A 26,569-nucleotide genomic window follows, 5' to 3' on the forward strand; every position below is an offset into this window, starting at 1 on the left:
TCGCGCCCCGCTCCTGGCTGTGTTCGGCCGGCGCGTCGGCGAGTGGGCTGGTGGTGCCGTCCGGCTCGCTGCCCGGCCTGATGCGGGCCGCCTTGTCGCCGCTCGCCCCGGCACTCGACGCCGCCGCCCCGGCGAGTCCGGCCCCTGAACAGAGCGAAGGTGATCAGGAATGAACAGGATCGAGCCTCTGGCGCTCGCCGGGGTCCTTGTGCTGGTGGCGGCGGGGTGCGGCGGTCAGGAGCCTGTGAGCGTACGGGCGACGCCCGCCGCGACGACCCCCTCCGCGCCGGCCACCTCCGCACCGCCCGCCGATGTCGGGCTGCGCAAGAGCGACATTCGCTGGAACGGCGAAGGCGATCCGTACAACGCCATGGCCGAGTTGGACGACGGCCGGCGGGTGGCCATGCACTATCGGCGCGGCAAGGGCCTCTACGAGCAGCACTCCAGCGGCCCGACCGGCACGTGGACGCGGCCGCGCCTGATCTACGGCACGAGGACCGAGGCGTGCCAGGGCATCGAGCTCCGGGCCTTCGGAAAGACCGTCGCGGCCATCGCGGACTTCGGCGTCTACTGCTCGGACGGCGAGCCGCCGATGGAGTCGATCGCCGCCGTGGGCGTGGGGGACCTGCGCACGTGGGCGCACCATCTGACGCGGAGCTTCGACGGCTGGGAGCGGATCTCGGCGGGCGATGGCGGGAACCAGATCACCTTCAAGCGCGGATCGTCCGTGTTGCGGTGGAGCAGGTCCGGCGGGTTCACGAAGTGAGCGCGAAGATGTCCGTCCGTAGGACAGGCGGAGCGAGCGCGAAGGCGGCCGTCCGTATGGCGGGCGAAGGGTCGCGGCTCAGCCGGCGGGCGGTGCTGCTGGCCGCCGGAGGCGTGCTCGCGGGCTGCTCCTCCCCGCGCTCCACCGCCGGCGTGACCGACTTACGCCTCGCCACCGGACCGGCGGGCGCGGTGTACCGGCGCATCGGCGGGGCGCTGGCCGCGCACATCTCCGAGCAGGTGCCCGGCACCACGGTGGTCACCGTCCCGAGCGGGGCGTCCACCGACAACATCCAGATGTTACGGGCGGGCGAGGTGCACCTGGGCCTGACCAGCCTCGACGCCCTGATCACGGCCGACGGCAGCGCGCCGCGCGGGCTCTCGGCGATCTGCCGTCTGTACGACAGCCACCTGCACCTGGTGGTGATGGCCGGGTCGAAGATCGAGAAGTTTCGTGACCTTCAGGGCAAGCGCATTTCCCTCGGTGCCCGCGACTCGGGCACGGAGTTCACCTCGCTGCGGCTGCTGCGGCTCGGCCGGGTGGAGACGGACAGCCGCTACCTCAGCCAGGCCGAGTCGGCGGCGGCGCTGCGCGACGGCGCGATCGACGCGATGTTCTCCCTGACCGGCGTCCCGACGCCGGCCATCACGGAGCTGGCGCAGCGGCACGCGATCCGGCTGATCCCGATGGACGCGCAGGCGGACGGGCTGTTCACGGCGTTCCCCGGCCCGTACGCGCCCGCCATGATCCCGGCGACCGCCTACACGGGCGTGCCTGCCACCCGTACCGTGGCGGTGCCGAACGTGCTGCTCGCCCGCGACGATCTGCCCGCCGGCCTGGTGTACGCCATCACCGACACCATCTTCACGCACACCCGCACGATCACCTCGGCCAGCCGCGACGAGGCCGAGGCCGTTCCGGAGGCTTGGCAGATCAACGTGCGCACCGGGATCGCCACCGCCTCGGCCCCGCTGCACCCGGGCGCGGCCGCCTGGTTCAGAGAACGCAAACGCTGACCGTTCAGTGCTGAACGCAGACGCTGACCATCACCGTTGAACGCGAACGCTGAGGCCAGCGCGAGCCATGAGCCACCAGCCTCAGCCCGTTTCGGTCACGACCGGCAGCGCGACGACCGCCGCGAAGCCGTGCCCGTCCCCGCCGGGCCGAGGCAGGCCGTCCTCCAGCCGCAGCTCACCCCCGGCAGCCCCCACCAGATCGGCACAGATCGCCAGCCCCAGCCCGGTCCCCGGCACGTTCTGATGCCGCGGCGACCGCCAGAACCGCCGCACCGCCTGGGCCCGTTCTGACACGTCGATCCCCTGGCCGTCGTCCCGGACGGCGATCTCCACGCGCCCACCAGAGTCCGACCCGCCGGTGACGCGGGCGCTCACCGCAACCAGCCGCGCGTCCGACAACCGCAACGCGTTGCTGATCAGCTCGTCCAGGATGCTGCCCAGCCCCCCGGGCGGCTCCAGCAGCCGCAACCCGGCCGGCACCTCGACCGTCAAGGTCTGCCCCGCCGTCGCCGTCAACGCCCGCCACCGCTCCACCCGGGTCGCCAGCACCGCGTCCAAATCGACGGGTGACGCCGTCCTGATGCTCTCCATCCGGGCGCTGGCCTGCAGTGAGTTCAGCATCCGCTGCATCGCCTTGAGCTCGTCCACGGCGACGTCGTACACCTGACGCCCATCGCCGTTCCGCCGCAGGTGGGGCTCCAGGCTCTCGACGGCGAGCCGGAGGCTGGTCAGCGGGTTGCGCAACTGGTGCGAGGCGTCCGAGACGAACGCCCGCTGCCGCTGCACGGCGTTCTCGACCGCGTCCATCATGGTGTTGAACGACTCCGCCAGCCGCCGCAGCTCGACCGGGCCCGCCTCGGCGTCGGCCCTGGTGGTGAGGTCGCCCTGGGAGATGCGTGAGCTGGCCGCGTCCAGTTCGCGCACAGGCCGCAGCACCCACGCCGACACCGGCCAGGCCACGGCCGTCAGTGCGATCAGGGGGAGCAGGCCGAGCGCGGCGAGCTGGGCCCACTGGAGGAGGATGCCCTGCCGGGTCTTCGACAGGTCGGAGATGGTCACGACGGCGCCGACGACCTCGCTGTCGCGGCCCACGGGCTCGGCGACCACGAGCGCGGAGTCGTCCCACGGCGTCCAGTCGCCTGACGGCTCCGGCCGCGTCCCGGCCAGCGCCGCGGTCACGATGCGGGGCAGCGCGGGCTCGTTCCTGGCCGCCTTCTGGTACGCGCCGACCGGCCCGATCAGCACCGTGCCCGAGGTGTCGATGACCGCGACGGGGATGCCGTAAAGCTCGTGGTAGCGAGCCAGCTCCCGGTGCAGCGCCTCGGTGCGGCCGGTGGAAAGCGCGGTCTCTGCCAGGGAGGCGAACCTGCCGACGTCGTTGAGCCGGTCGACGTACGTCTCCTGGATCTCCCGCTCGGCCACGCTGACGCTGAGCGGCACCCCGAGCGCGGCGACGAGCAGCACCGCGAGGGGCACGAGGACGACCAGCAGGCGACGATGCACGGGAGGTCAGCCGATCAGCTCCGGATGGTCGGCCAGGAGCCGATATCCGACCCCGTGGATCGTCCGGATGATGACGGCGGGCCCGACCTTGTGGCGTAACGCGGCGATGTGGGTGTCGAGGGTGCGGCTGGAGGACTCCCAGGTCGCGCCCCAGATCTGGTCGAGGATGACGTCGCGGCTCACCACGTTGGGCGCCCGGCGGGCCAGCAGCAGGAGCAGCTCGAACTCCTTGCGGGTCAGCGTCACGGGCGTGTCCTCGACGGTGACCTCGCGCGTGCCGACGCCGATCCGCATGGGGCCGAGGACGAGCGGCTCGTCGGGATGGCTCAGGGCGCGGGCCACGCGGGTGCGCCGCAGGACGGCGTCGATCCTGGCCAGCAGCTCGGGGATGCCGAACGGCTTGACGATGTAGTCGTCGGCGCCGGCGCGCAGGCCGCGGACCCGCTCGTGCTCCTCCGAGCGGGCGGTCACGGCGATGACGGCGGTCTCGGGGCGGTCGCGCAGCTTGCGGATCACGTCGAGCCCGTCGCCGTCGGGCAGGCCCAGATCGACGAGGACCACGTCGGACGGTGCGGCGCGCACGGCCTCGGCCGCGGTGGCCAGGCGATGGACCTCGAAACCCGCCTGAGCCAGGACCGTGACCAGGCCCCGCGCCACGCGGTCGTCATCCTCGATGATGGTGATCCGCATACCGGATTGTACGACCCGCGTCGTCACCGGCGTTAGCCCCTGAGTTCTTGGGATTTCTCTGACATCTCGCACATTCCTTGGGATTCCTCTGACACCATCCGCGCCCCCGCCATTCGACACTGAGTCGGCGCACTCACCGACAAATGCGCATGCGCTGACGAGGAGGCCGCGACATGAGAACGTTCAGCAGGTACAGGACCGCCACGCGGATGATCACCGCGATCGGTGTGGTCACGCTCGTCGCGGCCTGCTCCGGCAACGGCGGCACGGGCGGGGGCACGACGGCCGCGACCGGCGCCGGCTACCCGGAGCAGAACATCACGATCGTGGTGCCGTTCAGCGCGGGCGGCCCGACCGACACCGTCACCCGCCTGATCGCCACCCCGATGGCGGCCAAGCTCGGCGGCAAGATCGTCGTGCAGAACGTCGAGGGCGCGGGCGGCACCGTCGGCGCCGGCGAGGTCTCGCGCGCGGACCCCGACGGCTACACCGTGCTGATGCACCACATCGGCATGTCCACGGCGCCCGCGCTCTACCAGAACCTCGGCTACAAGCCGGTCGAGAGCTTCGAGACGATCGGCCTCGTCACCGAGGTGCCGATGACGATCGTCGCCCGCAAGGACTTCGAGCCCAAGACCCTGCAGGAGCTGGTCACCTACGTGAAGGCGAACTCCGGCAAGGTCACGCTGGCCAACGCCGGCATCGGCGCCGCCTCCCACCTGTGCGGCCTGCTCTTCCAGAGCGCCTCCGGCGTCAAACTGCAGGAGGTCCCGTACGAGGGCACCGGGCCCGCGCTGACCGACCTCGTCGGCGGCCAGGTCGACTTCATGTGCGACCAGACCACCAACACCAGCGGCCAGATCACGGCGGGCGAGGTCAAGGCGTACGCGGTCACCACGCCTGAGCGGGTCAAGAGCCTGCCCGACCTGCCCACCACGACCGAGGGCGGGCTGCCCGATCTCAAGGTCAGCGTCTGGCACGGTCTCTACGCGCCGAAGGGCACGCCGAAGGAGGTCGTCCAGAAGCTGTCCGAGGCGCTGCAGGCGGCGCTGACCGACCAGAAGGTCATCGACCAGATGGCCAAGCTCGGCACCGCCCCGGTCCCGGCCGCGGACGCGACGCCGCAGGCGCACCTGACCAAGCTCCAGGAGCAGCTCGGCACCTGGGCGAAGGTCATCGCCGACGCCGGCGTGAAGGCCTCCTGAGTGGAGCGCCGCCGGTCTCTCCCCGACGTCCTCGCCGGGGGGATCTTCGTCCTGATCGGTGGCGCGTTCGTCGCGGGGTCGCTCGGCTACGAGCTGGGCACCCCGCTGCGGATGGGCCCCGGAGCCTTCCCGCTGCTGGTCGGTCTGATCGTGGCCGGGCTCGGCCTCGCCATCGTGGTCAAGGGCCTCGTCGCCGGAGAGGTGATCACGTTCGGGCCGGTCCCGTGGCGGGCGGTCGCCGCCATCACGGTCGCGGTCGTGTTCTTCGGCTTCACCGTACGCGGCCTCGGGTTCGTGCCGACGTCGGCGGTGACGGCCCTGCTCACCACGCTGGCCAGCACGCGCGTACGTCCGCTCATGGCCGTGGCCGTGGCGGCCGGGCTGACCGCGGCCAGCACGCTCATCTTCGTCGTCGGACTCCAGTTGCGGATCCCGCTCGTGGGCCCGTGGCTGGGATTCTGACGCGGCTTCCGGATTGAGGCATGGAACTCCTCGACAACCTCGCCCTGGGCTTCTCCACCGCCCTCCTGGTCCAGAACGTCCTCTACTGCTTCGTGGGAGTGCTGCTCGGCACGGCGGTCGGCGTACTGCCCGGCATCGGTCCGACGGCGACGGTGGCGATGCTGCTGCCGATCACGTTCAGCTTCGAGCCGGTCACCGCGCTGATCATGCTGGCCGGCATCTACTACGGCGCCCAGTACGGCGGCTCGACGACCGCCATCCTGATCAACCTGCCCGGCGAGTCGTCGGCGGCCGTCACCGCGCTCGACGGGCACGAGATGGCCAGGCAGGGCCGGGCCGGCGCGGCGCTGGCCGCCGCCGCGGTCGGGTCGTTCATCGCGGGCACGATCGCCACCGTCGCGCTCGCCGTCGCCGCCCCGCCGCTGGCCCGCGTCGCGCTGCAGTTCGGGCCGGCCGAGTATTTCGCGCTGGTGCTGCTCGGCCTGATCGTCTCGATCGCGCTGGCCCGCGGCACGGCGCTCAAGGCGCTGGCCATGATCGCGCTCGGCGTCCTGCTCGGCACCGTCGGCCAGGACATCTACACCGGCACCCCCCGCTTCGTGTTCGACCAGCGCGAACTGTACGGCGGCATCGACTTCGTCTCCGTCGCCGTCGGCATGTTCGGGCTGGCCGAGATCCTGCGCAACCTGGAGAACGAGCAGACCCGCACGGCGATCGTCGGCCGGGTGAAGAACCTCTGGCCCACCCGCGAGGACCGGCGCAGGATCATCGGCCCCATCCTGCGCGGCACCGGGCTCGGCGCCGCGCTCGGCGTCCTGCCCGGTGGCGGCCACGTGCTGGCCTCGTTCACCTCGTACGCCGTCGAGAAGCGGATCTCGAAGCGGCGGCACGAGTTCGGCAGCGGCGCGATCGAAGGCGTGGCAGGCCCCGAGTCGGCCAACAACGCCGCCGCGCAGACCTCGTTCATCCCGCTGCTCACCCTGGGCCTGCCCGCCCACCCGGTGATGGCGCTGATGGTCGGCGCGTTCATCGTGCACGGCATCACCCCGGGACCGAACGTCATCACGGACGAGCCCGCGCTGTTCTGGGGCCTGATCGCGTCGATGTGGATCGGGAACGTGCTGCTCGTGCTGCTGAACCTGCCGCTGATCGGCATCTGGGTGCGCATGCTGCACATCCCGTACCAGGTGCTGTTCCCGATGATCATCCTGTTCGCGTCGATCGGCACGTACTCGCTGAGCTTCAACGCCTACGACGTCTACGCGATCGTCTTCTTCGGGCTCCTCGGCTACGTCCTGATCAAGTGCGGCTGCGAGCCGGCGCCGCTGCTGCTCGGCTTCGTCCTCGGGCCGCTGCTGGAGGAGAACCTGCGCCGGGCGCTGATCATCTCCCGCGGCGACGCGTCGGTCTTCCTGACCCGGCCGATCTCCGCGGTGCTCCTGGCCCTGACCGTGGCGGCGCTCGTCGTCGCCGTGCTGCCCGCGATCCGCCGGCGCCGCGAGGTCGTCTTCACCGAGGAGGAGTCGTAGTGCTCAACGCCGCCAGACGAACTCCAGCCACGGCGGAGCCACCGCCATGAAATGGTGCCAGCTCCCCGGCTCCGCCTCGGCATCGCCGTCGTCGACCTCGGCCAGGAAGCGCAGGGTGAAGCCCTCGGCGACCAGGCTGTTGACGATGCGGCTCAGCGTCTGCCGGTATTCCCTGGGCCGCTGCACGGCCCGGCCGCCGGGCTCGCGCTCGTAGACCCAGTCCTGGTCGGGGTAGCTCGTCTCGGCCCCGTCGGTGTAGGGCTGGTCGAGCGTGTAGCCGGCGCCGTTCCAGGCGTGGTGGGTGATCCCGGAGTAGAACGGGTTGGCGCACATCAGGTAGTAGTGGCCGCCCTCGGCGACGACCCCGGCCACCTCGCGGAAGACGACCCGCGCGTCGGGGACGAAGGTCAGCGAGTACGGATGCCAGACGAGGTCGAACGCGGAGCCGCCGAGGGCCGACAGGTCCCGCATGTCTCCCTGGACGGTACGGACGACGATGCCGTAGTGGTCGGCGGCCTGGCGGTCGCGTTCGAGCTGGCCCGAGGAGATGTCGAAGACGGTCACGTCGGCGCCGAGCAGGGCGAAGGCCGCGGACTGCTGGCCGCCTCCGCTCGCCAGGCAGAGCACTTTCGCGCCCTCCATGTCGCCGGGCAGGCCCAGCCGTTCGAGGCCGAGATAGGCGCGGGCGCTGTGCTGGTCGAGGTCGAGCATGGGCCTGGTGAACAGGGCGTCCGCCGCGACCAGGGCCTGCCAGCGCTCTTCGTTGTAACGATAGACACCGTCCCGCATGGCCGACAGCGTAGCGATCTTCTCGGTACGCGGTCGAGCGAGTTGTTGACAGCCGGGGGCGGGCGCCGCTTCAATGGCCGGGCGTGTCGTGTGACGCCGATCGGGAGGACGTCGGCGGGTGGGCGGCACCGTTGACCAAGGGGATGATCATCGTGGACTCACACGTCACAGGTCGCGCCTGAGCACTCGGCGCCCGCGCGTCATCCCCCGGTTGACCGGCTCTTTTCCGATGCACTGATCAGGTGTTGTCGGCGTACCGGTCAGGTGTTGTCGGCGTACCGATCAGGTCGGTGCGTGCTGTCCGGGCGATGATGATGCGCCGTTTCCGGCTATAACCGCACTTTCCCGGTTACCGGCTCTTTCACCGCGTTTTCGCGGCTTCGGCCTTCCCACCGCGATTCTTCGCGGTCATCTCAGCGTGCCCGTGTGCCCGCGCGCCCTGTGTGCCCGCGTGCCTCGGGTGATCGAAAGGACCTCCTTCTCATGAACATCACCCACATCCCCGCCACCCCGCAGGAAGCGGACGGCGTCCGTGCCCAGATGAGCGGGCTGTTCTCCGCCCCGCCGTCGCTCGACGGCGACGCGAGCCTCGACCCCGTGCTGCCGTCCGTCGGCGGTGTGCCCGGCACCTGGGTCACGGCCGGCGACCGCACGTTGGAGGCCGGCGTCACCCTGTACGTGCACGGCGGCGGCTTCTCCATGAGCAACCCGCCGATGGAACGGATCATGGCTCACCGCCTGTCCAAGGCCACCGGCCGCCCTGTCTACGCCGTGGACTACCGCCTGGCGCCCGCCCATCCGTACCCGGCCGCGATCGAGGACGTGCTGGCCGCGTACCGGGGGCTGCTCGCCCAGGGGGTGCCGGCCGGGCGGATCCTGCTGGTCGGCGAGTCGGCCGGCGCCACGCTGATCCTGTCGGCCCTGCTGCTGCTCGCCGCCGCCGGGGCTCCCATGCCCGGCGGAGCCGTCCCCGTCTCGCCGATCACCGACTTCGCGACCTCGTTCCCCGCGCCGGGCGAGGGTGGCGGGCGCGACTCGATCGACCCGTCCATCATGGAGCCGATCGCCGTCCAGTACCTCGCCGGCGCCCGCCCCGACGAGGCGCCGCAGTCGCCCGCTTACGGCGATCTGCGCGGGCTCGCGCCGCTCCTGCTGTCGGTCGGGGGCGACGAGATCCTGTTGCCGGATGTACGCCGCTTCGCCGAGGCGGCGTCGGCGGCGGGCACGCCGGTGGACCTCGACGTGTACGAGGGGATGCCGCACGCCTTCCACGCGGCCGTGCTGGTCGCCGAGGACGAGCACCTGTCCACGACCAGGACCTTCCTGAGCCGGCTGGCCGCGTGGGCCGGGCGGCACTGACGTAGGGACTCCGCTGAGCAGGGCTGACTCCCGAGCGGGACTGGATCCCGGGCAGGACTGGTTTCCCGGCAGGGCGCTCGCCCCAGTCTTGGGACAAGTGGGCTGTCTACATATAGAGTCTTCCGCCCACCGGAAAGGGCATCCTGATGAGTGATGACCGGCATCCGTCGTCCCGGCCGTCCGGCTCATCGCCCTGCTCATCGCGGGGATCGTCGTCGGCAACGTGCTCGTCACGCTGCTGATGGACCGGAACCCCGCCCTCGGAGCGGACGAGCTGATCGCCTTCGGCGGCGGTGCCCTGCTGGGGCTCGTCGCCGAGTTCGGCATCTTCCGCCGCGACCGAGGACGGGCCGGCCGTACCCACTGATCGGCCTGCTCGCCGGCCCGGCTGAACCGGTCGAACCGCTGACCGGCCGGGGCGGCGCGGTGTCCGCCTCGGGATGAGCTGGGACGGTTCGGTTCCGCTCTGGGATGAACGGGACCGTCCGCTGTCCGCTCTGGGATGAACGGCCGGGGGCGGGCCGTGCGGGCGGGCTAGCCTCGGGTCATGACGTGGGAACCCGCTGCCGAGGGAGTGCTGAGGCTGCCCTCGGGGCGTCTCGTCCGGGGCAGGGGTCTGCGATAGGGGCTGACGGCGGGGCCGCTGCCGGCCTTCGCCCTCTACCTGCTGGGCAAGCCGCCGCCACCGGTCGAGTGGGAGCACCGGTGGTTACGCTGGCCCGACTTCTGGCTTCCCGCCGACCGGGCGGCCACCGTCGAGGCCCTGCGCGAGGCGTGGGAGCGGGCCGGGTCCGAGCGCGTCGAGATCGCCTGCGGCGGCGGGCGCGGCCGCACCGGCACCGCCCTGGCCTGCCTGGCCGTGCTCGACGGCGTGCCCTCTGACCAGGCGGTGGCCTACGTCCGCGAGCACTACGCGAGGCACGCCGTCGAGACCCCCTGGCAGCGCCGCTTCGTGGCCCGCTTCGACGCGGACCGGCCCGGCCGCCCCTGACCGTCGGCCTTCGGCTTACTCCACCGTCCGTAAGATCTGCTCGATCGTGGCGGTGCGTGCGCGTAGTTCCGCCAGGTCGGCGGCCACTCGCTGCTGGGCGTCCATGGTGTTCTCGGCCAGTTGCTCGAAGCGCTGCACGAGCCGGCGCAGGTCGTCCGTCTGAGCGGCTTGAAGCTTGGACTTGCGGGACTCGAACAGGCCCACGATGACCACGCTGATGAGAAACGTGACGAGGATCAGCACACCGAGAAAGAAGATCACCTCGGGCCAGGCCATGGGCATCGGGAGGGCTCCTAACGTCCGGGACCCTCGGCGGGGTCGGGGATGGTGAGTGACTTGGCCGCCTCGGCCAGTGTCGACGCGGTCAGGTGCAGGCTGAAGTCGGTGACCTGGTAATACTTCATGGCCTTGCCGTCGTCCGACAGCTCCAGGCTGCCGGCGATCAGACCGGCGGCCTCCAGCCGGCGCAGGTGCATGTGCAGGAGCGGGCGGCTGATGCCGATCACGCGGGCCAGGTGGCTCACGTAGTCGCGTCCGGCGGCCAGTTGCGCGACGATGCGCAGCCTCAGGGGGTTGGCCAGCGCCGCCAGCATCTCGACCAGGTCGTCACCTGTCGGCCCGGCCTCCGTCATAGGTTCCCATCACGTGTAAGTGCGCTGTGACAGGTGCAACGGTAACACCGGCTGCTGGAGGCATGCCAGCACGCCGTTTCGCGTTGTGGCTACGCGACCTCGGCCGGTTCGCGTTGCTCGGCCCCCGCCCGTCGGCCGATGAACGGGGTCCGGGCGCCGGCGAAGGTCAGCCCCACTGTCAGGCACACGAGCGGGATCGCCGGGATCACGTACCGGACGTCGAACGCGGCCAGGAACGGCGGCGAGACGACCAGGGCGAGCGCGGCGACCCCGGGCAGGAGCGCGTCCCAGCGCCGCCGGAGCGGCGCCGCCACCAGCGCGCCGACCAGGGCCAGCATGAGCAGCGGGAACGGCACGTACCCGAACCGCTGGTACGCCCGCAGCCACCCGGCGAACGGCTCCACCACCCGCGTCGCGGCCGGCCCGGCCTCGTACGACTCGGCCACGCCGCGTACGGACTCGCTGATGGGCCGCTCGGAGACGGGCAGCTTGTACGGCGTCTTCTCGTCCACGGCCGTCCGCTCCCAGCGCAGCAACTGGGTGAGATCCGTCGCGACGGCCCCGAGGTAGCCCCCGGGCTGGGCGAGGATGGCCTGCCTGGCGAACTCGCCGGCCAGCTGGTTGCGGTTGGCCGCCCCCGGCACCTTGAGCAGGGGCGAGAAGCTCTCCCACAGCCAGTGCGGCGGATAGGGCCGCTGCGCCACCGGCATATCGGGGCAGAGCACGGCCAGTCGTTCCGGCGGCTTGATCACCGCGCAGTCGGCGAAGCTCATGGTCCTCGACCACAGGAAGTTGCCGTCGGCCTCGGTCAGGCCGAACTTGCCCTTCTCCACCTTCATCCAGGTGGCGTACGCGCCCAGTGGAATCGCCCCGGCGATCAGCAGGGCGACGAGGGGGCGCCAGCCGTACCGCCTGATCAGCAGGTAGGCGGCGGTCAGGATGAGCAGCGGCAGGCCGACCGTCCTGGTGATCCCGGCCAGCCCGAGCAGCAGCCCGCCCACGGCCGCCGTGGTCGGCGAGACGCGCCACACGATGAGCGTGACGGCCGCCGTGACGAGCACGACGAAGACCGCGTCGGCCATGATCATGTGTTCGAGCAGCAGGAGGAACTCGTCGTACAGCAGCGGGGTGACCAGCAGCGCGGCGCCCCAGCCCGGCAGGCCGCGGCGGCGCAGCAGCGCGTACACCGCGACCGCGAGCGCCAGCCCGAGCAGGTGCTGCAGGACCGTGACCAGGGTGAGGCTGTGCGCGGGCCGCAGCACGGCGAGGAGCAGGGAGTATCCGGACGGCCGCGTCGTTCCGGGCGTCAGCTCCTCGCGCAGGAACGCGAAGGAGTCGCCGTAGAAGAGGATGGCGGGAGGGAAACCGAGCACGGTCAGCACGCGCAGCCCGATCGCCGGCAACATGGCGATCACCAGGGCGCGATGGGCCAGCATGATCCGCTTCCTCCGTGTGTCCGAGCCACCACAATAGTGGACATCTCGCTCAGGTGATCGGCCGTTTCGCTGTGCCCCTCCACGGCCGCTCATCCCATTCCTCCGCGACCGCTCACCGCACCTCGCCACGGCCGACGAACGGCCGACGAACGGCCGACGAACGGCCGACGAACGGCCGGCTGCGGCAATCGGGGCGCGGAGCTTGTCGGAGGCCATTTCCGAATGACATTCTGGAATTGTTGTCGCCCCGTCCCCGCCTCCGGAGGGATGCATGACAGAGCGCCCGGCCATCGACAGGGACGCCCTTCGCCGCAAATACCGCGAAGAGCGCGACAAGCGGCTCCGGCCGGACGGCAACGACCAGTACCTCCGCCTCACCGGCCGCTTCGCCCACTACCTCGACGACCCGTACACCCCGATGACCGAGCGCGACCCCAAGACCGACCACGTGACCGTCGCCTTCATCGGCGGCGGCTTCGCCGGGCTCGTCACCGGAGCCAGGCTGAAGGAGGCCGGTATCGACGACGTGCGCATCGTCGAGAAGGGCGGCGACTTCGGCGGCACCTGGTACTGGAACCGCTACCCCGGCGCCCAGTGCGACACGGCGTCGTTCGTCTACATGCCGCTGCTCGAAGAGACCGGCCACATGCCGACCGAGAAGTACGCGCACGCCCCCGAGATCCTCGAACACTGCCGCCGCATCGGCAAACACTTCGGCCTGTACGACAACGCCCTGTTCCACACCGAGGTCCTGGACCTGACCTGGGACGGGGCCCGCTCCCGCTGGACCATCAGAACCAACAGGGGCGACGCGTTCACCGCCCAGTTCGTCGCCATGGGCATCGGCCCGCTGCACGTGCCGAAACTGCCCGGGATCCGGGGGATCGAGGAGTTCGGCGGCCACTCGTTCCACACCAGCCGCTGGGACTACGACTACACCGGCGGCGACCCCTCGGGCGCGCCCATGGACCGGCTGGCGGACAAGCGGGTGGCCGTCATCGGCACCGGTGCCACGGCCGTGCAGTGCGTCCCGCACCTGGCGCGGGCCTGCGCCGAGCTGTACGTCTTCCAGCGCACGCCCTCCTCTGTGGACGTACGCGACAACCGGCCGACCGACCCCGGCTGGTTCGCCACGATCGCCACGCCCGGCTGGCAGCAGCGCTGGCTGGAGAACTTCACCGCGAACCAGACCGGCGGCGCGGCCGACGAGGACCTGGTGATGGACGGCTGGACCGACATCGCCCGCCGCTACCGCTCCAAGGTCAGCGCCATCCCGCGAAGTGAGCTCACCCAGGAGAGCATGCTGGCCGCGTTCGAGGACTCCGACTTCGAGAAGATGGAGGAGATCCGCGCCCGCGTCGACAGCATCGTGCGTGACCCGGAGACCGCGCGGCGGCTGAAGGCGTGGTACCGCCAGCTCTGCAAGCGGCCCTGCTTCCACGACGAATATCTGCAGGCGTTCAACGTGCCCGGCACCCACCTCGTGGACACCGACGGCAAGGGCGTGACGCGGATCACCGGGAAAGGCGTGCTGGCGGCGGGGAGGGAGTACGAGGTCGACTGCGTGATCTACGCCTCCGGCTTCGAGGTCGGCACCGACTACACCCGCCGCGCCGGCTACGACCTGACCGGGCGCGACGGGGTCCGGCTGTCGCAGCACTGGGAGCGGGGCATGCGCACGCTGCACGGCATCCACGTGCACGGTTTCCCGAACGCCTTCCTCGTGCAGCCGACGCAGGGCGCCAACCTCATCTCCAACATCCCGCACAACCTGACAGAGGCGGGCAGGACCATCGCCGCGACCGTCAAACACGCGGTCGAGCACGGGTACGCCCAGGTCGAGGCGTCGGCGGAGGCCGAGCAGGGCTGGGTCGAGCTGCTGCTGTCCGGCGCCGGCCGCATGCTCGGCTCCCCCGACTGCACCCCGGGCTACTACAACAACGAAGGCCGGGACCTCGGCATGAAGGACCGGCTCAACGTCGGCCATCCACACGGGGCGGTGGCGTACTTCGCCTACATCGACCGATGGCGGACGTCGGGTGCGTTCGAGGGCCTGACGTTCCGCACGTAACCACCAAGATCCGGCACCTAGTACCTTCGTCCCCCATGAGCTACGACCTTTACTTCACCCGCCGCGCCCCCGGCCAGTCTTGGGACGAGGCGCTGGAGGCCGACGACGCGCGGGCGGAGCCGCTGCGGCCCGACCTTGCGGCGTGGGAGAACATCGTCGGCCGCACCCGCGAGCTGCTGGGCGAGGTGCGCATCGTCGAGTACCCGCCGAACTGGGAGCTCGATCACGAGGACACCGGCATCTCGGTCAATCACTGGGAGGGCGGCTGGGAGATGAGCGTGCCCTACCGGACCCATGGCGAGGAGGCCCGCCGGGTGGTCGGGCTGCTGTACGAGGTGGCGGCCGTGGTGGCGGGCGAGTCGGGGTTCGAGTGCTTCGACCCGCAGCTCGGGCAGCCGGCGGCGGAGGTCGGGGATCTGGGGCGCGCGGTGGAGCTGTTCGACGCCGTGGCGGACCGGTACGGACGCCGGGGCACCGTGACCGCCTGACGACACGCGGCCCGGCTCCGGTGATCGGACCCGACGATCGGGCGTGCCGGCGGGGGTGCCGGAAGCGGGCTCGGGTGGGCGAAAATGCTCTACCCAGCACTACTGTCCGCCCTCCCACCAGCGGATACGGTCACAAGGTGCTCAACAGGACCGCGCTCGAAGCCCTCACACGGCGCCCCCTCCCGTTCCTGGCCTCCGCCTGGCCGTGGCGCGGCGCGGCGTACCTGGTGGCCGGAGCCGTCCCAGGGGCGCCCGCCGGGCTCGTCGCCGCGGCGGCCTACGGCGGCACGCTGGTCACCCCGGCCCTGGGGGTCGTGACGGGCCTGGCCGCCCTGGTCGCGTCGGTCCCGATCGTCGCCCCCTTCGAACGCGCCCGGCTGCGCCTGGTGGACGCCGTCCCCCTGCCGGTGATCCAGGGCCGACACGGGCGGGAGGCCGGGCTGGTCGTCATGACCCTGCTCACGCTGTGGTGGATCGACCTGGTCATGCTGGCGGTCACGGTCGGCGGTCCGCTGGTCGTGGCGCTCACCTGGTTCGTCCAGCCGGAGGCGACGCCGGTCGCCGGGGTGCTGGCGTTCGTCGCGGGTGTCCTGCTGCTGCCTGTGGCCGCGTACACGATCACCGCCTGGGCCGGGGCGAGAGGCGCCATGGTGCGTGCGGTGCTGGCGCCGCAGGGCTCCGAGCTGAACGAGGTGCTGCGGTCGCGGGCGCGGCTGGTGGACGCGTACGAGACGGAACGCCGCAGGATCGAGCGGGACCTGCACGACGGCGCGCAGCAACGGCTGGTCGCCCTGGCCATGACGCTCGGGATGGCCGGGCTGGACCTGCCCGAGGACTCAGAGGCGGCCCGGCGGATCGGGGTGGCCCAGGCCGAGGCCAAGCAGGCGCTGGCCGAGCTGCGCGAGCTGATCAGGGGCGTGCACTCCCGGGTGCTCACCGACCGGGGGCTGGCGGCGGCGGTGCACGATGTGGCGGGGCGCTCGCCGGTGCCCGTGGACGTGGACGTCTCCCTGCCGGGCCGGCTGCCCGCGCCGGTCGAGGTGACCGCGTACTACGTCGTCAGCGAGGCCCTGACGAACCTGGCCAGGCACGGCCGAGCCACCAGAGGCCACGTCACCGGAGGGATCGAGGCGGGCACGCTGGTCGTCGAGGTACGCGACGACGGCGTCGGCGGCGCCGATCAGGCGAAGGGGACGGGGCTGACCGGGCTGGCGGACCGGCTGGCGGTGGTGGGCGGGAGACTGTCCCTGTCGAGCCCGCCCGGCGGCCCGACCCTGGTCCGCGCGGAGATCCCCTGCCCATGAGCGCGCGAGCCCGTGCCACGAGCCCGAACCCATGTCCGTGAGCGCGAACCCGCAGACCGCGATGGAAGGAAGAGCACGTGCGCGTGGTGATCGCCGAGGACGCCGTCCTGCTCCGCGAGGGCCTGGCCGGGCTGCTCGAACGCTTCGGCCACACCGTCGCCGCCGCCGTCGGCGACGCCCCCGACCTGATCGAGGCCGTCGCCGCACACCGCCCCGACGTGGTGGTGACCGACGTGCGGATGCCGCCCGGCTTCGCCGACGAAGGGCTGCGGGCCGCGCTGGAGCTGCGCCGGCGGGATCCGGGGCTGGCGGTGCTGGTGCTCAGCCAGTACGTCGAGCAGACGTACGCCGGCGAACTGCTCGAAACGGGAGCGGGCATCGGTTACCTGCTGAAAGACCGCATCGGCGACGTACGCGAGTTCGTCGAGGCCCTCGACCGGGTGGCCGCGGGCGGCACGGTGGTGGACCCCGAGGTGGTGCGCCAGCTCCTGCGGCGGCGGCGCGACCCGCTGGCCCGGCTGACCCCGCGCGAGCACGAGGTGCTCGGCCTGATCGCCGAGGGCCGGTCCAACGCCTCGATCGCCAAGGAGCTCTACGTCACCGAGGCGGCCGTGGCCAAGCACATCGCCGGCATCTTCGCCAAGCTCGACCTCCCGCCCGCCGCCGACGGGCACCGGCGAGTGCTGGCCGTGCTGGCGTACCTGCGCGGCTGACGCGGGTAGGTCCCCAAGGCATATGCCATTCACCGCGGCTAAAAGTAGGGTTCCTTGGCATGAACGAGCAATGGCATGAGGTCGGCGACCGGGTATACGTCCGGCGTCATCGGTCGTTCGACCTGAACACGGGGCTGATCGTGGGCGACGGGCACTGCCTGGTGCTCGACACGCGCAGCTCCCACCAGGAGGCGGCGGATCTGGTCGAGGCGGTCAGGCGGATCACCGCCGCCCCGTGGACGGTCGTCAACAGCCACTCCCACTTCGACCACTACTTCGGCAACGCGCTCTTCCGTCCCGCCGAGATCTGGGGCCACGCCAGGTGCGCCGAGGAGATCGAGCGGTACGGCGAGGAGAGCCGGGCCGGCGTGATCAAGCATCACCCCGAGCGGCGCGAGGAGATGGAGGAGGTCACGATCGTTCCGCCCGACCACACGTTCACGGCCGCGGCCAGCCTCGACATCGGCGGGCGCATCGTGCATCTGCGGCACTTCGGGCTCGGGCACAGCAGCAACGACATCGTGGCGCAGGTGCCGGACGCGGGCGTGGTGTTCGCCGGGGACCTGGTGGAGGAGGGGGCGCCGCCGGCGTTCAGCGACTCGTACCCGCTGGACTGGCCCGCGACGACGGCCGCGATGCTGGCGGAGATGCCCGAGCCGGTGATCGTGCCGGGGCACGGCGCGGTGGTGGACCGGGCGTTCGCGCAGGCGCAGCACGACGAGCTGGTGCAGGTGGCCGAGCTGGCCAAGCGGGCCCACGTGGAGGGGCTGCGCGACCTGATCAAGCTCTTCCCCTATCCGGAGGACGTCACCAGGCAGGTCATCGAGCGCGCCTTCATGCAACTGGACGCGTGACACCCTCAATAGTGCATCTTGCAATATAGATTGTAGCGCTATAGCGTCATGCCCTGACGACCTGGCGCGGTCTCACAGGCTGCGCCGCGGCAGAAGGAGCCATGACATGTCCGCCGAGATCATCCGACTGACCGAGCGCATGACCGAGACCTGGAACGCCGGGGACGCCGCGGGCTACGCCGGCCTGTTCACCGGGGACGCCGACTACATCACCTACTTCGGGCTGCGCCTGAAGGGCCGCGAGGCCATCGAGGAAGTGCACAGGAAACTGTTCGAGACCCCGATCAAGCTCGCGGACAGCGGCCAGGAGCCGCAGGTCAGGCAACTCACCGACGACGTCGCCGTGCTCGTCATCGGCGGCGCCTCCACCGTGAACGGCGAGCCGGACCCCAGCCGAGCCTCCGTCATCACGCTGACCGCCCTGCGCACCCCCGAGGGCTGGCGCTTCGCCTCCTTCCAGAACACGCGGGTGAGCCGGCCATGAGCGCTCGTCCGCATCGATGATCGGTTGGGATGTTCCGCCCGGCTCGCCTAGGCTGCCCGGCATGAGGTGGGGATCGCTGGAACCAGGGGACGCCGGGAGGCTGGCCGAGCTCTACGCCGCGGTGGAGGCCGCGGACAGGACCGGCGAGCCGCACGGCGTGGACGAGGCCGCAGAGCGACTCGCCCACCCGCTGATCGACCTGGCCGAGGGCACGATCGCGGCCAGGGACGGCGACCGGATCGTGGCGTTCGGCTACCTGCCGGTCCGGCAGTCCGCCGAGGGCGGAAAGCACTATCTGCGCTTCTCCGGCGGGGTGCACCCCGCCTACCGCGGGCGAGGGCTCGGCCGCCGGATCGTGGACTGGGCCGTCCGTACGGCGCCGGGGCTGAGCGCCAGGGCGTTCCCCGGCGCGGACGCGGAGCTCCATCTCCTCGCCCACAGCGACAACGACGGCCTGCGGGCGCTGGCCGAGCGGACCGGGTTCGCCGCCGCCCGCACCTTCGCCGACATGGAACGCCGCCTGCCGGGCGAGCTGCCCGCGCTCAGGACCCCGGAGGGCGTGCGCCTCGCCACCTGGACGCCCGAGCTGGACGACGGGGCCCGCCGCGTGCGCGACGAGTCGTTCCGCGACCACTGGGGCTACGTGGCGCACACGCCGGAGAGCTGGAGGAGCCAGATCACCGGCTCCGTGAACTTCCGGCCGAAGTCGTCGTTCCTGGCGCTGGCCGGTGACCGGGCCGTGGGCGTGCTGATCACGCACGTCTTCGAGGCCCAGAACGCCCGCCGCGAGGAGCGCCAGGCGTGGATCCAGATCGTCGGCACGCTCAAGGAGTGGCGCGGCAAGGGCGTGGCGGGCGCGCTGATGGCGCACGCCCTGGCCGTCCTCTCCCGTCAGGGCTACCACAGCGCCGGGCTGGGCGTCGACGTCGACAACCCCACGGGGGCCGTCGGCGTCTACGCGCGCGCCGGGTTCGCGATCACCAGGCGGCACATCACCTACGCGCTACCCGTCGTACAGGGGGAAGCGCGCGACGAAGCCGGAGCCGGCGTACACGAGTGAGCCCTCGTGCAGGAGCGCGATGTCCCGCGCGATCGGCAGCCCGAGCCCCGCGCCGCCCGCGTCCCTGGCCCGCGCCTCGTCCAGCCGGGTGAAGCGGTCGAACACCGCCTCCCGGTGCTCCGGCGGGATCCCCGGGCCGTCGTCGCACACCTCCAGCACCGCCTGGCCCGCCTCGGCGGCCACGCGCACCCGTACGGTCGAGGCCGCGTGCCGTACGGCGTTGTCGGCCAGGTTCGTCACCAGGCGGTCGAGATGCGCGCTCGACCCCCGCATCACCACGTCGGGCTCGACGTCCAGCTCGACCCGCACCTCCGGCCGCCGCCTGGCCCGCAGCGACGCCTCCGCCGCCACCTGGCCCAGGTCCAGCTCGGCGGCCCGCAGCGGCTCTCCCGCGTCCAGCTTGGCCAGCATGAGGAGGTCGGCGGCCAGCGACTGCAGGCGTTCGACGTCGGCCAGGGCCTCCACGGTCAGCTCGCTCGACTCGGCCAGCTCCAGCCGGGCCCGCAGGGTCGCGATGGGGCTGCGCAGCTCGTGCGCGGCGTCGGCGACGAAGCGCTTGTGCCGCTCCACGGCCGTCTCCAGCCGGTCGAGGGTGCCGTTCACGGTGGTCGCCAGCGCCGCGATCTCGTCCTTCGAGCTCGGTACGGGCACCCGCTGGTGCAGGTCGCGGGCCGTGATGTCGGCCACCTTGGCCCTGATCGCGGCCACGGGGTCGAGTGCGCGGCCCACCGAGAACCAGGTCATGCCGGCCACCACCAGCAGCAGCGCGGGCACGCCGGGCAGCAGCGCACCGTACAGCGTGTTCAGCGCCTCCTCCGCGCCCTCCAGCGAGGCCCGGCCGAGCACCACGGCGGGGCCTGCGGCGGTGGCCACCTGGGCCCTGGCGACGGCGTACTGGCCGGGCTTCGCCCAGCCCTTCGCCGCGTCGGCCTGCTTGGTCAGCAGGACGTCTGGGTCGGCGATCCGCGCCACCGTGCCGTCCTTCGGATACGCCTGGTAGACCCTGATCGGAGCGGTCATCCCCGCCTCCGCGGGCTGTGTCCTGGCGGGCGGGCTCAAGGGCTCCTCGGTCCGCTCCTCGGTCCGCTCCTCGGTCCGCTCCTCGGTCCGCTCCTCGGTCCGCTCGTCGGCCGGCCCGTCGGTCGGTTCGGTGGTCCGCTCGAAGATCCCGCCGGGCGGTGCCTCCGCGGAGTAGAGCTGGATCGTGTCCGCGTACGGCAGCACCGCCGAGACCTTCCTGGCCGCCGCGGCGTCGGCGCTGCTCTCCAGCGTGCCGCGCAGCGCCGTGATCAGCACCAGGGCCGCCACTCCCAGGGCGAGCGCCACGACCAGCGTGGCCGCGACGGTCGCCCGCAATCGCACCGACGAGAACCCACCCGCCGGCCCGCCCGCCGATCCACTCGCCGGCCCGCCCGCCGGCCGCTCCCGTCGCATCCAGGCAGGCCAGGTGACCAACCGGAGCGGTGAGCGCCAGGTGAACCGCCGAGCCGCGCTCATGCCGCCTCCAGCCGGTAGCCGGCCCCGCGGACCGTCATGAGAGTCGCCCTGCCGAACGGCACGTCGATCTTCCGCCGCAGAGCGCTGATGTAGACCTCGACGATGTTCGGATCTCCGTCGTAGGAGAAGTCCCACGCCTGGGAGAGCAGTTCGCTCTTGGAGACCACCTCACCGGGCCGGCGCGCGAGCGCGTGCAGCACCGCGAACTCCTTCGGCGTCAGCCCGATCTGCACCTCGCCCCTGCGGCAGCGCAGCCCGGCCGGATCGATCACGAGGTCGCCGACGCTGATCGACACCGGCCGCTCGCGCCCGCCCCGCCGGACCAGCGCGCGCAGCCTGGCCAGCAGCACCACGTACGAGAACGGCTTGGCCAGGTAGTCGTCGGCCCCGTTGTCGAGCGCCTCTGCCTCGTCGTAGATGCCGTCCTTGGCCGTGAGCATCATGATCGGCGTCCAGTCGCCCGCCTCGCGCAGCTTGGAGCAGACGGCGTAGCCGTTCATCCGGGGCAGCATCACGTCCAGGACGATCACGTCGTAGGTGTTCTCGGTGGCCATCCACAGCCCGTCGCGCCCGTCGTGGGCCACGTCGACCGCGAAGCCCTCGCCCGCCAGCCCGCCCTTGACCAGGTCGGCCAGCCGCTCCTCGTCCTCCACCAGTAACACTCGCACGTCGTCCAGAGTGCCGCACAGGACCTAAAGCCAAGCTGAAGATCATTTGAGCGCTCTTCAGGATCACTTCAGGTACGGCGGGTCAGTCTCGGAGGCGTTCGATCGATTCCCAGTGAGGAGCCCTCATGTTCAAGAGACGTCTCGCGGTGCTCGGTGCGGTTGCCGTGCTCGCCATCACCGGTGTGGCCGGATCCGCGATGGCCGACCAGACCCCCGCGCCCACGGCCGGCTCGAAGGTGGTCTGCACGACGAGCGACGGCAAGACCATCGAGCTCACGCCGGCGCTGCCGGCCAAGGGCGTCCTGGCCGTACCCGATGGCAAGGCGGTGGCCGCCGGAGCCGATGGGGTGGCCTTGCGGGTGTCGGAGCTGAGCGACGCGGCCGAGGGCGAGCCGCGGATGGTCGTCGAGGCCAGGAAGCTCGCGCCGGGTGAGGTCCCGGAGAAGGGCGCCGTGCTCCCGGTCGAGGCGAAGGCGGGCCACGCCGTGGCGGCCGAGCCGGCCGAGCCGAGCCGCACCGAGGCGGGTCAGCCGCCGAAGGACGGTGTGGCCAAGACCGTCTCGATCCACTGCAAGAAGGCCGAATAACGGCTCAGTCCGTGAACGACGGGTGTGGCCCCAGGGCCCAGTACTCGTAGAGTCCGTGACCGACCAGGCCGTCGTACTCGAAGCGCCCGACGGCGTCGACCAGGCCCCACATCCTGGCCGCGTCGTCGGGCAGCCGATGCGTCACGCCCTGCACGACGGACTCGGGCCCCTGGTACATCCCGTGGCGCCACTCCTGCTCAAGCCCGTAGCCGGTGCCGACCATGAGGTGGACGGGGAGCAGCGGCGTGCAGCGCACGTCGAACGGCTTGCCGCCGGGCGGCGCGAACGTGATCGTGGCCTCGACGACGTCGCGGGTGCCGGGGGCGTAGACCGGACGGTACTCCGGCCTGCCGAGGTATTCCTCCTCGCGTCCGTCGGACCAGACGCGTACGGCCTCCTCCAGCAGCCGGCGCCCCCGCTCGTCCTCCTGGATGATGCAGAGGATGGCGTGGTCGTCGAAGCGCATCGGCGTGTAGAGCCAGTAGAACGTGCCGGAGTTCTTGGCCTGGATGCCGGGCGGCTCGGGTTCGCCGACGGGCCTGATGCCCCAGCTCCGGTCCCTGGTGCCCATCCAGCGGTCGGAGGTGACCGGGATCTCCTCGTCCTCGCCGATCCTGATGTGTCCGGACCAGCGGCCGGTCTGCGCCATGCGTACGGAGTCGAAGACGACCCGCTCCTGCCAGCGCAGGAAGTGCCGGGGCTCCAGCACGGCCGGGATCGTCCCTTCCCAGGTGAGGTCGAAGGACAGGCCGTGCTCGTTCGGCTCCAGGATCACCCTGAGCCGCTTGAGCCCTTCGATCACCTCGACGCGGAAGGGGCCGACGCTCGTGTCCATCCGGTCGGCGCCCAGCTCACGCGAGGCCCGGACGACGCGGTGCAGGTCGCGGGTGCGCAGGCAGGCGAAGGCGTCGGTGACGCCCAGGTTGGGGTACTGGCCGAGTCCCACGATCAGCATCAGCTCGTCGGAGGCGGCGTGGCAGTTGAAGTAGTAGCGGTCGTAGAAGTTGCGGTCGCCGGTGGTCACGTGCCGCATGACCTGGGCCGCCTGGTGCACCGGGAAGTCGTCGAGGGGTGACAGCGCCATAGCGGGGTTGTAGCAAGCGCTTGGTCGTACGTCAACGCTCCCGTACGCGACCGGAAGCGCCGCCGCGAGCGGCGGAAGGGCCCCGGCCGGCAGCGAGACCGACGACGGAGACGTCCCCTGCAACGACGGAAGCGCGCCCCCGCTCGCATTCGGGGGCGCGCTTCCAGCGAGATCAGGACATCTTGCGAGACGTCTCGTCCGCCTTGTTCGACACGTCGGTCGCCATCCGGTCCGTGGACTCGGAAGTCTGCTCCGCCTTCTCATTGACCCATCGTGAGGCATCGGAGGCGGAGTCCTTCATGTGCTCGGTCCACTGCTGTGCGTTGCGGCGGTAGAACGTGTAACCGATCGCCCCCACCGCGAGACCGGTGAGCAACACGAGCATCGGCCAGCGCCGCGACCGCGACGGCGTGGGGTCGATCTTCCTGGCCGCGGTGGTCAGCATCTCGCTGACCCTGGGCGCGACCTGGTCCTCGAATCCGTGCGCCGCGGACTCCAGCCGCGGCGCCGCCCAGTATCGGGCGTCTTCGATGCGCTGGGCGGCGACCACCTTGGCCTGGTCCGCCATGGGCTGCATCCGGTGGCCGGTTCGCACGGCCTGAGCCTTCATTCGGCCCATCCACGTGGCGGGAACCTCTATGACCACGCGGCGTCTTCTCATTGTCAGGGACACGACAACCTCCCCTGTCTATCGGGGCCCCGAGCCTGACCTTCCCTGGACAAGGCGGCTCAATCATGGCCGTCCATGGGAGGATGGCTCAGAAGGCCAGACGGCCATAAATGTCAAAACACCACAAAACCAACCCTGTACATAGAGGGGGGCAGCTGTCTCGTGGCTGAGAAGCTGATCGCAAATCTGAAGACCAATCGCGGCAATATCAAGGTAGAACTCTTCCCCACCAAGGCCCCGAAAACGGTGCGAAACTTCGTGGAACTGGCCGAAGGCCAGCGCGAGTGGACCCACCCGGGCACCGGTGAGAAGAGCACCGGCCGCTACTACGACGGCACGATCTTCCACCGGGTCATCTCCGGTTTCATGATCCAGGGCGGAGACCCGCTCGGCCAGGGCATCGGCGGCCCGGGCTACGAGTTCGACGACGAGATCCACCCGGATCTCTACTTCAACCGCCCTTACCTGCTGGCCATGGCCAACGCAGGAGTCCGCGGCGGCAAGGGCACCAACGGCTCGCAGTTCTTCATCACGGTCGTGCCGACGCCGCATCTCAACGGCAAGCACTCGATCTTCGGTGAGGTCATCGAGGGTCAGGACGTGGTCGACGCCATCGCCAAGACCCGCACCGACCACCGCGACCGCCCGGCCGAGGACGTCGTCGTCGAGTCGGTCACCATCGAGCAGGTTCCTGCCTGACCTGTCCCGATCGCGGACCCCCGGCTCGCCTGAGCCGGGGGAGTCCGCGCTGCCCTTCCGGGCCCGCGCGGCACGCTTCGGCAAGCCTTAGGCTTCGGTCATGACCAGCCAGCCGCCCAGCCCGCCCCCGCAGCCCGAGCAGCCCGAGCAGGCGGTGCCCACGTGCTACCGACACCCCGACAAGGAGACGTGGGTACGCTGCCAGCGATGTGAGCGTCCGATCTGTCCCGACTGCATGCGCGACGCCGCGGTCGGCTTCCAGTGCCCCGAGTGCGTGGCCGAGGGCAACAAGGGTCTGCGCCAGGCCAGGTCCACCTTCGGCGGCAACGTCGTGCGCACGCCGATCGTCACGTACGCCATCCTCGCGCTGAATGTCCTGGTCTTCGGCGCCCAATACCTGACCGGCGACCAGGTCACGGCCGAGCTGGCCATGTGGCCCGCCGGCGTGGCCGTCTACGACCAGTACTACCGGCTGATCACCGCGGCCTTCGTGCACGGCGGCGTCTTCCACATCCTGTTCAACTGCTGGGCCCTCTACGTCGTCGGCCCCTACCTGGAGCGCGCCTTCGGCCACGTCCGCTACACGGCGCTCTACCTGATCAGCGCGCTCGGCGGCTCGGTGCTCGGCCTCTGGCTCGACCCGCTCACCCAGCCGACGGTCGGCGCGTCCGGCGCGATCTTCGGCCTCTTCGCCGCCGTCTTCGTGGTGGGCCGCAAGCTCAACCTCGACGTGCGCGGCATCGCCGTGCTCATCGTGATCAACCTGGCCATCACGTTCCTGGTCGCCGGCATCAGCTGGACCGGCCACATCGGCGGCCTGATCACCGGAGCGCTGCTGTCGGGAGCACTGGCCTACGCCCCCAAGAACAACAGGACCCTCTGGCAGGTGCTGGCGATCGCGGGAGCGCTGGCTGTGCTGGCCGTGCTCGTGGTGGTCAGGACCTCGGCCATCCTGGGCGCGGTCTGACTTCCCCAGCCTGTGGAAAAGACTGTGGAAAGAACTAACGCCAGCGGGTGGAAAGCACCACACCGAAGATGATGAAAACGAACCCGATCAGCAGGTTCCAGTTCTGGAGGTCGCTGAAGAAGGGCGCCTGCGGTGCGACGTAATAGATCGAGATCCACAGGATGCCGACGATCCATGCGACGACCATCGTGGGCGCCAGCCAGCGCGGGCTGACCTTGACCTGCTGTGATCTCTGCGGCGGGGTGTAGACCGCCTTCTTGCGAGCCTTGGACTTGGGCACTGGATAACTCCTGCTGAGGGCCTGGGCTTCCGGATCGTCCACAGGCTCTTCGATAAGCGTAGTTGAAGCGTGCCCCAGGATAGTCGCCACGCGCATGACATGGCGATCCCCCTGGGCCGCTTCGCCGCCGAATACGCTGACCGGATGCGGGCCATGCTGCGGGCCGTGGGGGAGATGTGCATCACCGCGGGCCTGATCCTCATGCTGTTCTGCGCCTACCTGCTCTGGGGCACCGGCGCCTACACCGAGAGCCAGCAGCTGCTGCTCCAGCGCCAGCTCGCGGAGAAGAAGGCCGGGCAGCCGAGGCCCGAGCGGCCGGTCGAGCCGGGCCAGGCCGTCGCGCTGCTGCGCATCCCCAAGCTGGGCCGCGACTACCAGTACGCCGTGGTCGAGGGCGTCGGCGCCGACCAGCTCAGGAAAGGTCCTGGTCACTACCCCGACACCGCCATGCCGGGCCAGGTCGGCAACTTCGTGCTGTCGGGCCACCGCACCACGTACGCGGCGCCGTTCAACGAGATCGACGAGCTCGAACGCGACGACGAGATCATCGTGGAGACCCGCGAGGCCCGCCACATCTACCGCGTGACCTCTCAGGACATCGTGCGGCCCGACGAGGTCGACGTGCTGGCCCCCGTGCCCGGCAAGCCCGACATCCGGCCCATCCGCGCCTTCATCACGCTGTCCACCTGCCACCCCGAATACTCGGCCGCCGAGCGGCTCATCGTCTACGGCGTCCTCAAGGACAGCGAACCACGCGAGGAGTGA

The 26,569-nt window shown here is 71.0% G+C and carries 30 protein-coding genes; 19 read left to right on the forward strand and 11 right to left on the reverse strand.

Annotation, left to right across the window (positions count from 1 at the left end; genetic code table 11):
* The first annotated feature begins 169 nt into the window (after window positions 1–169).
* Together ABFX54_RS05945 and ABFX54_RS05950 are read left to right on the forward strand one after the other, a co-directional pair.
* Complete coding sequence (locus ABFX54_RS05945) at window positions 170–766, forward strand: hypothetical protein (protein WP_346102067.1); 597 nt, start codon at window positions 170–172, stop codon at window positions 764–766.
* A gap of 56 nt (window positions 767–822) precedes the next feature.
* Window positions 823–1,782, forward strand: a complete 960-nt coding sequence (locus ABFX54_RS05950) for a TAXI family TRAP transporter solute-binding subunit (RefSeq protein WP_346102069.1) — start codon at window positions 823–825, stop codon at window positions 1,780–1,782.
* 81 nt (window positions 1,783–1,863) lie between these two features.
* Here ABFX54_RS05950 and ABFX54_RS05955 read toward each other — a convergent pair whose 3' ends face one another.
* A complete protein-coding gene (locus tag ABFX54_RS05955) occupies window positions 1,864–3,285 on the reverse strand; it encodes a sensor histidine kinase (RefSeq protein WP_346102071.1) in 1,422 nt (473 codons plus the stop codon).
* A gap of 6 nt (window positions 3,286–3,291) precedes the next feature.
* The gene (locus tag ABFX54_RS05960) at window positions 3,292–3,975 is read right to left on the reverse strand and encodes a response regulator transcription factor (RefSeq protein WP_346102073.1); all 684 of its coding nucleotides are present in this window, start codon (window positions 3,973–3,975) and stop codon (window positions 3,292–3,294) included.
* Window positions 3,976–4,148: 173 nt separating this feature from the next.
* Here ABFX54_RS05960 and ABFX54_RS05965 point away from each other — a divergent pair, with 173 nt between their 5' ends.
* The 3 genes from ABFX54_RS05965 to ABFX54_RS05975 are packed head-to-tail and all read left to right on the forward strand — an operon-like array spanning window position 4,149 to window position 7,171.
* On the forward strand, window positions 4,149–5,180 hold the full coding sequence (locus ABFX54_RS05965; protein WP_346102075.1) for a tripartite tricarboxylate transporter substrate-binding protein: 1,032 nt from the start codon (window positions 4,149–4,151) through the stop codon (window positions 5,178–5,180).
* Window positions 5,181–5,642, forward strand: coding sequence for a tripartite tricarboxylate transporter TctB family protein (locus ABFX54_RS05970; protein ID WP_346102077.1), 462 nt, complete (start codon window positions 5,181–5,183; stop codon window positions 5,640–5,642). It abuts the gene before it with no gap.
* Between the two features lie 20 nt (window positions 5,643–5,662).
* Window positions 5,663–7,171, forward strand: coding sequence for a tripartite tricarboxylate transporter permease (locus ABFX54_RS05975; RefSeq protein ID WP_346102079.1), 1,509 nt, complete (start codon window positions 5,663–5,665; stop codon window positions 7,169–7,171).
* A 3-nt stretch (window positions 7,172–7,174) separates the two neighbouring features.
* Here ABFX54_RS05975 and ABFX54_RS05980 read toward each other — a convergent pair whose 3' ends face one another.
* Entirely contained in the window at window positions 7,175–7,960 is a 786-nt protein-coding gene (locus tag ABFX54_RS05980; protein ID WP_346102081.1) for a class I SAM-dependent methyltransferase, read from the reverse strand.
* A 483-nt stretch (window positions 7,961–8,443) separates the two neighbouring features.
* On the opposite strand from ABFX54_RS05980, the gene ABFX54_RS05985 reads away from it, so the two are divergent.
* From ABFX54_RS05985 to ABFX54_RS05995, 3 genes are all read left to right on the forward strand, one after another.
* A complete protein-coding gene (locus ABFX54_RS05985; protein ID WP_346102083.1) occupies window positions 8,444–9,319 on the forward strand; it encodes an alpha/beta hydrolase fold domain-containing protein in 876 nt (291 codons plus the stop codon).
* 223 nt (window positions 9,320–9,542) lie between these two features.
* Entirely contained in the window at window positions 9,543–9,686 is a 144-nt protein-coding gene (locus tag ABFX54_RS05990) for a hypothetical protein (protein WP_346102085.1), read from the forward strand.
* A 261-nt stretch (window positions 9,687–9,947) separates the two neighbouring features.
* Window positions 9,948–10,310, forward strand: a complete 363-nt coding sequence (locus tag ABFX54_RS05995; protein ID WP_346102368.1) for a protein-tyrosine phosphatase family protein — start codon at window positions 9,948–9,950, stop codon at window positions 10,308–10,310.
* A 15-nt stretch (window positions 10,311–10,325) separates the two neighbouring features.
* On the opposite strand, the gene ABFX54_RS06000 is transcribed toward ABFX54_RS05995, so the two are convergent.
* The 3 genes from ABFX54_RS06000 to ABFX54_RS06010 form a co-directional block, all read right to left on the reverse strand.
* Complete coding sequence (locus tag ABFX54_RS06000; RefSeq protein ID WP_346102087.1) at window positions 10,326–10,592, reverse strand: hypothetical protein; 267 nt, start codon at window positions 10,590–10,592, stop codon at window positions 10,326–10,328.
* Between the two features lie 11 nt (window positions 10,593–10,603).
* Window positions 10,604–10,942 carry an ArsR/SmtB family transcription factor gene (locus ABFX54_RS06005; protein ID WP_346102089.1) on the reverse strand — a complete coding sequence of 113 codons (339 nt, stop codon included), beginning with the start codon at window positions 10,940–10,942 and terminating at the stop codon, window positions 10,604–10,606.
* Window positions 10,943–11,031: 89 nt separating this feature from the next.
* Window positions 11,032–12,378, reverse strand: coding sequence for a hypothetical protein (locus tag ABFX54_RS06010; RefSeq protein ID WP_346102091.1), 1,347 nt, complete (start codon window positions 12,376–12,378; stop codon window positions 11,032–11,034).
* Window positions 12,379–12,649: 271 nt separating this feature from the next.
* On the opposite strand from ABFX54_RS06010, the gene ABFX54_RS06015 reads away from it, so the two are divergent.
* The 7 genes from ABFX54_RS06015 (at window position 12,650) to ABFX54_RS06045 (ending at window position 19,352) form a co-directional block, all read left to right on the forward strand.
* Entirely contained in the window at window positions 12,650–14,449 is a 1,800-nt protein-coding gene (locus ABFX54_RS06015; RefSeq protein WP_346102092.1) for a flavin-containing monooxygenase, read from the forward strand.
* 35 nt (window positions 14,450–14,484) lie between these two features.
* A complete protein-coding gene (locus ABFX54_RS06020) occupies window positions 14,485–14,937 on the forward strand; it encodes a hypothetical protein (RefSeq protein ID WP_346102094.1) in 453 nt (150 codons plus the stop codon).
* 137 nt (window positions 14,938–15,074) lie between these two features.
* Window positions 15,075–16,241 carry a sensor histidine kinase gene (locus ABFX54_RS06025; RefSeq protein ID WP_346102096.1) on the forward strand — a complete coding sequence of 389 codons (1,167 nt, stop codon included), beginning with the start codon at window positions 15,075–15,077 and terminating at the stop codon, window positions 16,239–16,241.
* 77 nt (window positions 16,242–16,318) lie between these two features.
* Window positions 16,319–16,954 carry a response regulator gene (locus tag ABFX54_RS06030; protein ID WP_346102097.1) on the forward strand — a complete coding sequence of 212 codons (636 nt, stop codon included), beginning with the start codon at window positions 16,319–16,321 and terminating at the stop codon, window positions 16,952–16,954.
* Between the two features lie 59 nt (window positions 16,955–17,013).
* Entirely contained in the window at window positions 17,014–17,808 is a 795-nt protein-coding gene (locus tag ABFX54_RS06035) for an MBL fold metallo-hydrolase (protein WP_346102099.1), read from the forward strand.
* A gap of 106 nt (window positions 17,809–17,914) precedes the next feature.
* On the forward strand, window positions 17,915–18,292 hold the full coding sequence (locus ABFX54_RS06040; protein ID WP_346102101.1) for an SgcJ/EcaC family oxidoreductase: 378 nt from the start codon (window positions 17,915–17,917) through the stop codon (window positions 18,290–18,292).
* Between the two features lie 61 nt (window positions 18,293–18,353).
* Window positions 18,354–19,352, forward strand: a complete 999-nt coding sequence (locus ABFX54_RS06045; protein WP_346102103.1) for a GNAT family N-acetyltransferase — start codon at window positions 18,354–18,356, stop codon at window positions 19,350–19,352.
* Here the strand turns inward: ABFX54_RS06045 and ABFX54_RS06050 are convergent.
* Together ABFX54_RS06050 and ABFX54_RS06055 are read right to left on the reverse strand one after the other, a co-directional pair.
* Window positions 19,296–20,786, reverse strand: coding sequence for a sensor histidine kinase (locus tag ABFX54_RS06050; protein WP_346102105.1), 1,491 nt, complete (start codon window positions 20,784–20,786; stop codon window positions 19,296–19,298). The two genes, ABFX54_RS06045 and ABFX54_RS06050, sit on opposite strands and share 57 nt — an antisense overlap.
* Window positions 20,787–20,845: 59 nt before the next feature.
* Window positions 20,846–21,517 (reverse strand): response regulator transcription factor, encoded by a 672-nt coding sequence (locus ABFX54_RS06055; RefSeq protein WP_346102107.1) that lies wholly within the window; start codon window positions 21,515–21,517, stop codon window positions 20,846–20,848.
* Between the two features lie 125 nt (window positions 21,518–21,642).
* On the opposite strand from ABFX54_RS06055, the gene ABFX54_RS06060 reads away from it, so the two are divergent.
* Window positions 21,643–22,104 carry a hypothetical protein gene (locus tag ABFX54_RS06060; RefSeq protein WP_346102109.1) on the forward strand — a complete coding sequence of 154 codons (462 nt, stop codon included), beginning with the start codon at window positions 21,643–21,645 and terminating at the stop codon, window positions 22,102–22,104.
* Between the two features lie 4 nt (window positions 22,105–22,108).
* Here ABFX54_RS06060 and ABFX54_RS06065 read toward each other — a convergent pair whose 3' ends face one another.
* Both ABFX54_RS06065 and ABFX54_RS06070 read right to left on the reverse strand, forming a co-directional pair.
* Complete coding sequence (locus ABFX54_RS06065) at window positions 22,109–23,188, reverse strand: Rv3169 family protein (protein WP_346102111.1); 1,080 nt, start codon at window positions 23,186–23,188, stop codon at window positions 22,109–22,111.
* A gap of 172 nt (window positions 23,189–23,360) precedes the next feature.
* Window positions 23,361–23,783 carry a hypothetical protein gene (locus tag ABFX54_RS06070; protein ID WP_346102113.1) on the reverse strand — a complete coding sequence of 141 codons (423 nt, stop codon included), beginning with the start codon at window positions 23,781–23,783 and terminating at the stop codon, window positions 23,361–23,363.
* A gap of 237 nt (window positions 23,784–24,020) precedes the next feature.
* Between ABFX54_RS06070 and ABFX54_RS06075 the strand changes: the two genes are divergently transcribed.
* Window positions 24,021–24,557: a peptidylprolyl isomerase gene (locus ABFX54_RS06075; RefSeq protein ID WP_346102115.1), complete on the forward strand. Its 537-nt coding sequence runs from the start codon at window positions 24,021–24,023 to the stop codon at window positions 24,555–24,557.
* Window positions 24,558–24,657: 100 nt separating this feature from the next.
* Window positions 24,658–25,524 carry a rhomboid family intramembrane serine protease gene (locus tag ABFX54_RS06080; protein WP_346102116.1) on the forward strand — a complete coding sequence of 289 codons (867 nt, stop codon included), beginning with the start codon at window positions 24,658–24,660 and terminating at the stop codon, window positions 25,522–25,524.
* Between the two features lie 34 nt (window positions 25,525–25,558).
* Here the strand turns inward: ABFX54_RS06080 and ABFX54_RS06085 are convergent, their stop codons facing one another.
* Window positions 25,559–25,804, reverse strand: a complete 246-nt coding sequence (locus tag ABFX54_RS06085; protein WP_106247376.1) for a cell division protein CrgA — start codon at window positions 25,802–25,804, stop codon at window positions 25,559–25,561.
* Between the two features lie 99 nt (window positions 25,805–25,903).
* Here ABFX54_RS06085 and ABFX54_RS06090 point away from each other — a divergent pair, with 99 nt between their 5' ends.
* Window positions 25,904–26,569: a class E sortase gene (locus tag ABFX54_RS06090; protein WP_346102118.1), complete on the forward strand. Its 666-nt coding sequence runs from the start codon at window positions 25,904–25,906 to the stop codon at window positions 26,567–26,569.

The sequence above is a fragment of the Nonomuraea maheshkhaliensis genome, from assembly GCF_039529435.1.
Lineage (GTDB): Bacteria > Actinomycetota > Actinomycetes > Streptosporangiales > Streptosporangiaceae > Nonomuraea > Nonomuraea maheshkhaliensis.